The organism is Polymorphobacter sp. (assembly GCF_051860865.1).
In the GTDB taxonomy this organism is placed as follows: domain Bacteria; phylum Pseudomonadota; class Alphaproteobacteria; order Sphingomonadales; family Sphingomonadaceae; genus Sandarakinorhabdus.
In genome coordinates, this window is the sequence record NZ_JBIMKZ010000013.1 from 39,447 (window position 1) to 48,413 (window position 8,967).

The following is an 8,967-nucleotide window of genomic DNA, read 5'->3' on the forward strand; positions in this document are numbered from 1 at the left end:
ACGGTGCCGCCGCCTATATGCGCGGCAGCGGCGAGAATATCGTCAACTTCACCTGCGATCCGCGCAACCCGAGCAACTGCAACGGCCGCTTCGCCACCACCGGCATGCGCACCGAGCTGCCCGCCGGCACCACCAATGCCTATCCGGGCACCGTCGGCGTCACCCCCACCGGCATCGCGCCGCTGGCCATCACCGGGCGCAAGGCCGGCTTCCCGCTCGGCAACGAGGTCGAGACCCAGCTCTATACCTCGAACTTCGAATGGGCGGCGTCGGATGACTTCTCGCTCAGCCTGATCACCGGCTACATCGCCATGACCCAGAAGTTCGCGCTGGACTTCGCCGATGGCCGCGGCCTGCCGTCGGTGACGACGCCGGTCCCGCCCGTACAGGGGCTGGCGAACGGCGGCTTCAGCATCATGAATGACAGCCGGCACACCCAGTTCACCCAGGAAGTGAAGCTCAACGGCAAGCTGGCCGACGGCGCCATCGAGTTCGTCACCGGCTTCTTCTTCATCAAGGAAAAGAACGCCACCGACTTCGCCGACCTGTTCGGCGGCAACTTCCTGCTCGCCGACCGGCGCATCGACAATGGCGCCAATGCCAAGGCCGGTTATTTCCAAGGCGACCTCAACGTCACCGACCAGATCAAGCTGACCGCCGGCATTCGCTACACCGACGAGACCAAGACCTTCCGGGTTCAGGACAACCGCCGCTTCTGCTCGCCGACCGTCCTGGCCAGCTGCCTCGACAACCAGAATCTGTTCGTCACCTTCCCGGGCGGCCGCCGCGTCGACATCCCGACCGAGCAGCGCGCCAAGCTGTGGACGCCGCGCTTCGCCGTCAACTATGCGCCCAACGACGATCTGCTGCTGTTCGCCAGCGCCACGCGGGGCTTCAAGTCCGGCGGCTGGAATGCCCGCGGCACCTCGTCCAACACGCTGATCCCGTTCGATCCGGAGAAGGTCTGGAGCTATGAGGCCGGCATCAAGAGCGAGCTGCTCGACCGCCGCCTGCGCGTCAACATCACTGGCTTCTGGCTGGACGTGCAGGACCTGCAGACCGGCACCGCGTTCAACGATCCGATCACCAACGCCATCACCTTCATCACCCAGAATTTCGCCGATTATGAAAACAAGGGTCTGGAGCTGGAAGTCACCGTGGTCCCCACCCGCGGCATGAACCTCTATGCCAACGTCGGCTACCAGAAGGACAAGTACAAGGTCAGCGATACGCTTGCGCCCAACCAGTACAACGTCCAGTCGGTCCGTTCGCAGCAGCTGCAGTGCCAGGCGCAGCTCGCCGCCGGCCTGATCCCGCTCTCCACCGGCGCCACCAATGCATCTGCCTGCGCTGCCGGCATCATCGATGCCAATGGCGATATCGCAGAGCCGGTCCGCACCCCGGACTGGAGCCTGGCCTTCGGCGGTTCCTATGACATTCCGTTGCCGGGCGCCGGCATCTTCATCACCCCGTCGGTCAACGCCCAGTATCGGACCGCATTGGAGACCGGCACCGCCAACGCCACCATCTACACCGGCAGCATCGCTGCACCGGGCGGCGGCACCCTGCCCGCCAATCCGTTCGGCGGCGACGTGATTTATGGCTCGCTGACCAAGCCCTATTGGCAGGTCAATGCGGCGCTGCAGATGCGCACCGACGACGGCAACTGGCTGGTCAGCCTCGAGTGCGATAACTGCTTCGACAAGAGCTACTATCAGTCGAGCCTCGCCAACTTCAATTACCTCAATCCGCCGCGCACCTGGCAGGTCCGTCTGAAGCGGAACTTCTGATCGCATAATGCCCGCCTCTTGGATAAACCGGGGCGGGCAGTTGCCGTCGGTCCCTGATCCTACGCAGGGTATGGCGTGATGGATGAGGGCAGGACAGGATGAGCGAATTCAAGCGCGGCGGCCCGGTTCTTGCCTCCGGCATGATCGGGGTCGCCTGCGGGGCCTCGCCCATCCCGTTCAACGTGCTGCCGGCCGTGATCGGCCCGATGCATGCCGAGCTGGGCTGGTCGTTCTTCGAGATCAGCCTGGGCATCACCATCTTCGGCGTCATCGGCGCGATGCTGGCGCCGGTGTTCGGTGCGGCGGCGGACCGCTGGGGCGTGCGCCGGGTGGCGCTGCTGTCCACCGCCGCCTTCGGCATCGCCTTCAGCCTGTTCACCTTCATGCCGCCGAGCAAGACGATCTGGTTCCTGCTCTGGGCGATCGTCGGCCTGGTCGGCATCGGCTCGACGCCGGTGACCTGGAGCCGCGCCGTCAACATGTGGTTCGTCAAGAACCGCGGGCTGGCGCTCGGCATCCTGCTGATCGGCACCAGCATCGCCGGCATCCTGGTGCCGCAGATCGCCCGGCTGGCGATCGACGGCGCCTTCATCGGTTCGGGCTGGCGGGCCGCCTTCCCGACGCTGGCGCTGCTACCGCTGTTCGTGGCGCTGCCGCTAGCCTATTGGCTGTTCCGCGAGCCGCGCCCCGAGGAGCGGCCGGCCGGCCTGTCCGGCGCCAATGGCATGCTGATCGGCATGCGCTTCGGCGAGGCGGTCAAAGGCTATAAATTCTGGGTGATCTGGCTATCGATCGCCTGTGTGTCGATGGCATTCGGCGGCGCCTTCATCAACATGGTGCAGATCACCGAGTTGCACGGCTTCTCCGCGGCCGAGGGCGCAACGGTGATGAGCGTGCTGGCTACCGGCATCCTCTTCGGCCGGCTGTTCACCGGCATGTTGTTCGATCGCTTCTGGGCACCGGGCGTGCTGGTTCCGATCCTGTCAGCGCCGGCAATCTCCTGCTGGCTGCTGATGGGCACCTCGAGCCCGTTGTCGACACTGATGGTGGCAGCGATCCTGCTCGGTTTCGCCGCCGGGGCCGAATCGGATTTGATCGCCTTTCTCGCCGGGCGCTATTTCGGCCTGGCCCATTATGGCAAGATCTACGGGATGCTCTACATGCCGTTCGGCGTCGGCTCGGCGATCAGCCCGGCCATCTATGGCGCGGTGCGCGATGCCACCGGCAGCTATGACGCAATGCTGGTGGTGGCGAGCGGGCTGTTCCTGGTCGGCGCGCTGCTGCCGTTGCTGCTCGGGCGATACCCGACGCCCGCCGATCTCGGCGAGGCCGAAGTGGCGCCGGCCTGAGGAGAAGGATGATGGGATGGACCTCGATCGCCGCCTGTTCCTTGCCGGCGCGCTGGCGTTGCCGGCCGTGAGCGAAGCCGCCGAAATCAAGGCCGTGCCGCTCTACAGCGCGGTGGCGATGCAACTGATGGCCCGCTCGGTCGAACCTTGGCCGGACCGCGCGGCGGCGCGCGCCGCGATGCTGGCGCAGATCAAGACCGTCGGCGCGCAGATCCTGCAGGCGAAGATCTTCATCGAGCAGTTCGCCGGCAGCCCGATGCGCCTCGCCGTGCTGCCGGAATATCTGTTCACCTCCTATCCGGGCCGCATCTCGATTCCCGATTTTGCCGACAAGGCGGCGATCGCCGAGGGCGGGCCGGAATATGAGGCGTTGGGGCGACTGGCGCAGGGAATGAAGATCTGGCTGGCCGGCAATGCCTATGAGACCGACCGGCATTTTCCCGGCCTGTATTTCCAGACCAGCTTCATCATCGGACCGGACGGCAATGTCGTGCTCCGCTACCGGCGACTCAACTCGATGTACGCGGTGACGCCGCACGACGTCTGGGACAAATATCTGGACATCTATGGCATCGAGGGCGTGTTCCCGGTAGCCAATACCGAGATCGGCCGACTGTCGGCACTGGCCTCCGAGGAGATCCTCTATCCGGAGATTGCCCGTGCCCATGCCTTGCGCGGCGCCGAGGTGTTCGTCCATTGCTCGTCGGAGATCGGCTCGCCGAACCCGACCCACAAGCATATCGCCCGCCGCGCCCGGGCCTTCGAGAATTTGGCCTATGTGATCAGCGCCAACACCGCCGGCATCTGGGGCACCGACATGCCGCTGGCGTCCGCCGACGGCAATTCGGCGCTGATCGACTGGAAGGGCAATGTCATGGCCGAATCGAACAGCGGCGAGACCTTCACCGCCTCGGGCGACATCGACATCGCCGGGCTGCGCCGGGCACGGCGCAAGCCGGGGATGACCAATTATCTCAGCCGCCAGCGGCTCGAACTCTTCGCCGCCAGCTATGCAGGCCAGGTGCAGCCGGCCAACAGCCTGCTCAGCGACGGCGTTGTAAAGACCCCCGACCGCGACCATTTCAGACGGATGCAGGACGAGGTCATCGCCAGACTCGAAAAATCAGGTATCATCTGACGGAAGGTTCCCCCATGGCCATTCACGACGATATTCCCCCACCCTATTCGATGGTCTCCCGCCACGGCGTGTTTCCCAAGGCGACGCATGACGAGCGGGCGCGGTTCAACTTCCTCGCCAACCTTAACAAGCATGTCGCCGGGACGCTCGGGCCGGGCAACAAGCTGGCCTATGACAAGCGCGTGCTGCCGGCGTTCGTCGCCGAGTATGGCCGCGAGCCAGCGGACCGCCACGAGGTCCGCAAGGCGATGAACCAGGACCCCTATCATCGCTTCTGGTCGGCGCTGAAGCGCAACAATATGGAAATGCGCCAGCAGAACGGCCGCTCGATCGTGCTGCGCCAGCTTGATGATCTCGATGCCCGCGCCCGTGCCGCCTCGGGCAATGGCGAAGGGCTGGAGCTCGATCCGTCGGTCGCCGTGCCGCCCTATCAGCGCGCCGTCGACATTCATTGCATGCCCGGCAGCTACCATGGCGAGGAGCGCCCGGGCGATGTTTCGGCCGGCGCCAATTATGATTGCGGCATCTTCGTCACCACCGGCGGCGGCATGGGCGGACTGTCGGATGGCGGCGGCCAGGCGCTGGCGAAGTGGGCCAAGGACGCCCGCCCCGGCTGGAGCCCGAAGCGCATTCTCGATATCGGCTGCACGGTCGGTCATTCGGTGCTGCCGATCGCCCAGGCCTTTCCCGATGCCGAGGTGATCGCCATCGACACCGCCGCCCCGGTGCTGCGCTATGCCCATGCGCGGGCGCGGTCTTTGGGCGTCAACAACATCCGCTTCATCCAGGCCGATGCCGAGAGCCTGCCGCAATTCCCCGACGGCCATTTCGACTGGGTGCAGACAACGATGTTCCTGCACGAGACCAGCGGCAAGTCGCTGCCGCGGATCATCGCCGAGGGCCATCGGCTGCTCGCCGACGAGGGGCTGATGTTCCATCTCGAACAGCCGCAATACACGCCCGACATGCCGCTGTTCGAGCAGTTCATGCGCGATTGGGATGCGTTCAACAACAATGAGCCGTTCTGGACGGCGATGCACGCCGTCGACCTCCACGACATTCTCGAAGACGCCGGCTTCCCCCGCGAGGCGCAGTTCGAAGCCAAGGTGCGGGCGGTGGTCGACGAGACGATCTTCCCGCCGTCGCCGGTCGGCGACACCGAGGACTTCGGCCGCGCCGCCGTCTGGCACGCCTATGGCGCCTGGAAAAAGGTGGCAGCATGAGCGTGGACTGGATCGCGCGCGCCGGCGCCAAGGCCAAGGGGGCGAGGCCGAAGTATTTCGAGGACCCGGCGCTTGACCGGATGCTGTCAATCGTGATGGCGGTGGCCGGCGAGGTCGCCGTGGTCAAGGAGCGGCTCGACACGGTCGAGCGGCTGCTCGACGAGAAGGGCAGCATCACCCGCGCCGATATCGAGGCCTATGCGCCCGACCGCGAGGCCGGCCATGAGCGCGGATTGATGCACCGGGAATATGCGGCGCGCATCCTTCGCGGCGTTCAGCAAGACATGGAAAGTCTTGCCGGTGCTGAATCTTCGGTGGATGACGTATCGAGACAGTTGCGCGACGGCTGACATTCGCTAAGGCTCATAATCCCACCGCCGCCGACAATCATATCGGCCTCGGTCGTAGTGATAGGGGAGAAACATGGCAGAAACCAAGAAACTCGACGGCCTGCAAAAGCCGATGACCCCGTCGGCCGACCTGGCCGCGATTGTTGGCAAGGACCCGCTGCCGCGCGGGCAGGTGGTCAGCAAGATGTGGGAATATATCAAGAAGCATGATCTGCAGAACCCGGCCAACAAGCGCGAGATTCTCGCGGACGGTCCGCTGAAGAAGATCTTCGGCAAGGACTCCTGCTCGATGTTCGAGATGAACAAGCATATCTCGAAGCATCTGAAGTAAGCCGCTTTCCCGGCCGGGGTCAGCCCCCGGCCGGATGCGCCCGGCGCCCGGCATCCAGCCTCGCCACCCAGTCCGCCACCGGCGGATCATCGAGCAGGGCGCGGCTGATCCGCTCATAATGCTGCATGAAGCGGCCGAGTTCGGCGGCGTTCATGCGCGTTTCGGCCTGCGCACGCCAGCCGGCCACCACATCCCATGAGGGTGCCTGCAACACCAGCAGCCTGTCGAGCCGTTCCCAGAGCGCGGCATAGGGCCCGGCCAGCTGGTCGTTGACCGCCGTGCGCCAACGGCCGTCGGCATCTTCCTGTGCCTCCAGCGCATTGATCGGCAGTGCCAGCGCCTCGGCCGGTTGCGGCCGTGCGCCAAGGCACCAGCCTTCGAAAATGACGACATCGACCGGGGCGTCGATGGCGGTCCAGGCCGATTGCGGCGCCCTGTCGTCGGCGGTCTTGTCGAACCGAGGCACCCGAACGGGGCCGAAAGTTAATGAAAGTGACGCCAAGAACTGCCGGATCAGCCCCATATCATGCGTCCCTGGGACGCCGCGGGTGAGGAAGAGCGGGTGTACGGTGGCCGCCAGCCGGGAGCGCTCGGCCCGGGTCAGGTAGAAGTCATCGATCGAGACGGCGACGGCCCGCAGGCCATGATCCGTGCCAAGCAGATCGACGAGCAGGGCGGCGAGCGTCGACTTGCCGCTGCCTTGCACGCCGGACAGGCCGACCAGCAGGTCGCGCCCCTGCCCTGCCCGCCAGCCGGCGATCCGCGCCGCCAGCGGTCGCCACGGCGCCGGATCGATCAATCGTCCAGAAGCTCGGCCGGCGCGTGGATGCGCAGGCGCTTGACCCGGCGCGGGTCGCCGTCGATGACCTCGAACCGCCAGCCGCCCGGCGTGGCGATGGTCTCCCCCGGCGCCGGGACGCGGCCGGCGAGCATGAACACCATGCCGCCCAGCGTATCGACCTCGGCATCGATCTCGGCGTCGCCGAAGCGGATTCCCAATGTTTCTTCAAGGGCTTCGAGCGTCAGCCGAGCGTCCGCCTCCCACAGGTCGTCGCCGATCGCCTGAATCAGCGCCGCCTCGTCCTCGTCATGCTCGTCCTCGATCTCGCCGACGATCTCCTCGACCAGATCCTCGATCGTCACCAGCCCGTCGGCGCCGCCATATTCATCGATGACGATGGCCATATGAGTGCGGCCGGCGCGCATCCGGGCCAACAGGTCGACGACGCGCATCGAGCCGGGCACGAACAGCACCGGGCGCAGCAGCGGCTCGATCGGCTGTTCGGCCAGTTTCGAGGGGCCATTGCCGAATTCCTCGGCAATCAGCGCATAGATATCCTTCACATGCGCCATGCCGATGATCTGGTCGGTATTGCCGCGCCATACCGGCATGCGGCTGTGGCCGGCCTCGCGCAGCAGCGCCACCAGCGCCGGAAAGCCGAGGCTTTCATCGAACATCACCATGTCCGAGCGCGGCACGGCGATATCGCCGACCCGGCGTTCGCCGAAATGCAGCATGTTCTTGAGCATGGTCCGCTCGACGGCGGTCAGGTCATCGGCGGCGGCGCCGATGTCGCTGTGTTCGTCGATGGCTTCCTCAAGGCTTTCCCTGAGCGATGGTTCCGGCGCCTGGCCCAGCATACGCCGGACCGAGCGCCACAATCGGCTGGCTATTTCGGGGCTACTATCGCCCTCGGGGTCAGGCATCGGGTGACACCTCAGACCGGATAGGGATCGCCCAGGCCGAGCCGGGCACAAACACTGCGTTCAAGCGCTTCCATGGCGTCTGCCGCCATCTCCCCTGTTTCATGATCATATCCTAACAGGTGAAGGGTGCCGTGCACAATCAGGTGCTGCACATGATCCTCGAACAGCCAGTCGCGCGCGGCTGCCTCAGCGCGGCAGGTCTCGGCAGCGATGACGATATCGCCGAGCAGCGCCTCGCCGTCGTCGCTGTTCGACAGGCTGCCGAGCAGCACCGAATCGAGCATCGGGAAGCTGAGCACGTTGGTCGGCTTGTCCTTGTTCCGGAACTGGCGGTTGAGCGCATGGACCTCGGCATCATCGGTCAGCCGGACGCTGCACTCCAGGTCGAAGCGGCGCAGCGCCAGCCCGGCATGCGGCGTTTCGGCGATGGCGGCGGCGACCGCCGCCGACGCCAGGGCCGGCCAGTCGATGGCCTCGGGCCAGTCACCGGCGGCGATGATGGTATCGGTATGAAGCATGGGTCAGGCGTCCTGCGGTGGGCCTTCATAGGCATCGACGATCAGCCCGACCAGCGGATGGCGGACGACCTCGCGGCTGGAGAAGCGCAGCGTGGCGATGCCCTCGATCCCGTCCAGCCGGCGGACGGCATCGGCCAGCCCGGACTGGCCGGGGTTGGGCAGGTCGACCTGGTTGGGGTCGCCGCAGATCACCATCCGGCTCTTCTCGCCGAAGCGGGTGAGGAACATCTTCATCTGGAGCGGCGTGGTGTTCTGCGCCTCGTCGAGGATGATGAAGGCATTGGCCAGCGTCCGCCCACGCATGAAGGCCAGCGGCGCGATCTCGATCTCGCCGGACGCCAGCCGGCGCTCGACCTGCTCGGCCGGCAGCATGTCGTAGAGCGCATCGTAGAGCGGGCGCAGATAGGGATCGACCTTGTCCTTCATGTCGCCGGGCAGGAAGCCGAGGCGCTCGCCGGCCTCGACCGCCGGGCGCGACAGCACCAGCCGGTCGACCGAACCGGCAATCAGCTGGGACACGGCCTGGGCGACGGCGAGATAGGTCTTGCCGGTGCCGGCCGG

General features: G+C 65.9%; 10 protein-coding genes. 6 read left to right on the forward strand and 4 right to left on the reverse strand.

Going from position 1 to position 8,967, the window contains the following annotated elements; all coding sequences use genetic code 11:
* From ACTIFJ_RS04110 to ACTIFJ_RS04135, 6 genes are all read left to right on the forward strand, one after another.
* Nucleotides 1-1,790: TonB-dependent receptor (locus ACTIFJ_RS04110; protein ID WP_439532820.1), on the forward strand; the 1,790-nt coding region annotated here is incomplete at its 5' end.
* Nucleotides 1,791-1,888: 98 nt separating this feature from the next.
* Nucleotides 1,889-3,139, forward strand: a complete 1,251-nt coding sequence (locus ACTIFJ_RS04115; protein ID WP_439532821.1) for an MFS transporter — start codon at nt 1,889-1,891, stop codon at nt 3,137-3,139.
* Nucleotides 3,140-3,155: 16 nt separating this feature from the next.
* Entirely contained in the window at nt 3,156-4,277 is a 1,122-nt protein-coding gene (locus ACTIFJ_RS04120) for a nitrilase-related carbon-nitrogen hydrolase (RefSeq protein WP_439532822.1), read from the forward strand.
* A 14-nt stretch (nt 4,278-4,291) separates the two neighbouring features.
* Nucleotides 4,292-5,500: a class I SAM-dependent methyltransferase gene (locus ACTIFJ_RS04125; protein ID WP_439532823.1), complete on the forward strand. Its 1,209-nt coding sequence runs from the start codon at nt 4,292-4,294 to the stop codon at nt 5,498-5,500.
* The gene (locus ACTIFJ_RS04130) at nt 5,497-5,850 is read left to right on the forward strand and encodes a hypothetical protein (protein ID WP_439532824.1); all 354 of its coding nucleotides are present in this window, start codon (nt 5,497-5,499) and stop codon (nt 5,848-5,850) included. Before ACTIFJ_RS04125 ends, ACTIFJ_RS04130 begins: the two co-directional genes overlap by 4 nt.
* A gap of 73 nt (nt 5,851-5,923) precedes the next feature.
* Entirely contained in the window at nt 5,924-6,181 is a 258-nt protein-coding gene (locus tag ACTIFJ_RS04135) for an SWIB/MDM2 domain-containing protein (RefSeq protein WP_439532825.1), read from the forward strand.
* A gap of 19 nt (nt 6,182-6,200) precedes the next feature.
* Here the strand turns inward: ACTIFJ_RS04135 and ACTIFJ_RS04140 are convergent, their stop codons facing one another.
* From ACTIFJ_RS04140 to ACTIFJ_RS04155, 4 genes are all read right to left on the reverse strand, one after another.
* Entirely contained in the window at nt 6,201-6,980 is a 780-nt protein-coding gene (locus ACTIFJ_RS04140; RefSeq protein ID WP_439532826.1) for a kinase, read from the reverse strand.
* Nucleotides 6,977-7,822: a hemolysin family protein gene (locus ACTIFJ_RS04145; protein ID WP_439532827.1), complete on the reverse strand. Its 846-nt coding sequence runs from the start codon at nt 7,820-7,822 to the stop codon at nt 6,977-6,979. Before ACTIFJ_RS04145 ends, ACTIFJ_RS04140 begins: the two co-directional genes overlap by 4 nt.
* A 77-nt stretch (nt 7,823-7,899) precedes the next feature.
* The gene (gene ybeY, locus ACTIFJ_RS04150; protein ID WP_439532828.1) at nt 7,900-8,406 is read right to left on the reverse strand and encodes an rRNA maturation RNase YbeY; all 507 of its coding nucleotides are present in this window, start codon (nt 8,404-8,406) and stop codon (nt 7,900-7,902) included.
* 3 nt (nt 8,407-8,409) lie between these two features.
* Nucleotides 8,410-8,967: PhoH family protein (locus ACTIFJ_RS04155; RefSeq protein WP_439532829.1), on the reverse strand; the 558-nt coding region annotated here is incomplete at its 5' end.

What these genes read in the sequence shown, in the direction of transcription:
- ACTIFJ_RS04115 (WP_439532821.1), top strand. Translation starts at nt 1,889, where the DNA reads ATGAGCGAATTCAAGCGCGGCGGCCCGGTTCTTGCCTCCGGCATGATC.
- ACTIFJ_RS04120 (WP_439532822.1), top strand. Translation starts at nt 3,156, where the DNA reads ATGGACCTCGATCGCCGCCTGTTCCTTGCCGGCGCGCTGGCGTTGCCG.
- ACTIFJ_RS04125 (WP_439532823.1), top strand. Translation starts at nt 4,292, where the DNA reads ATGGCCATTCACGACGATATTCCCCCACCCTATTCGATGGTCTCCCGC.
- ACTIFJ_RS04130 (WP_439532824.1), top strand. Translation starts at nt 5,497, where the DNA reads ATGAGCGTGGACTGGATCGCGCGCGCCGGCGCCAAGGCCAAGGGGGCG.
- ACTIFJ_RS04135 (WP_439532825.1), top strand. Translation starts at nt 5,924, where the DNA reads ATGGCAGAAACCAAGAAACTCGACGGCCTGCAAAAGCCGATGACCCCG.
- ACTIFJ_RS04145 (WP_439532827.1), bottom strand. Translation starts at nt 7,822, where the DNA reads ATGCTGGGCCAGGCGCCGGAACCATCGCTCAGGGAAAGCCTTGAGGAA.
- ybeY (WP_439532828.1), bottom strand. Translation starts at nt 8,406, where the DNA reads ATGCTTCATACCGATACCATCATCGCCGCCGGTGACTGGCCCGAGGCC.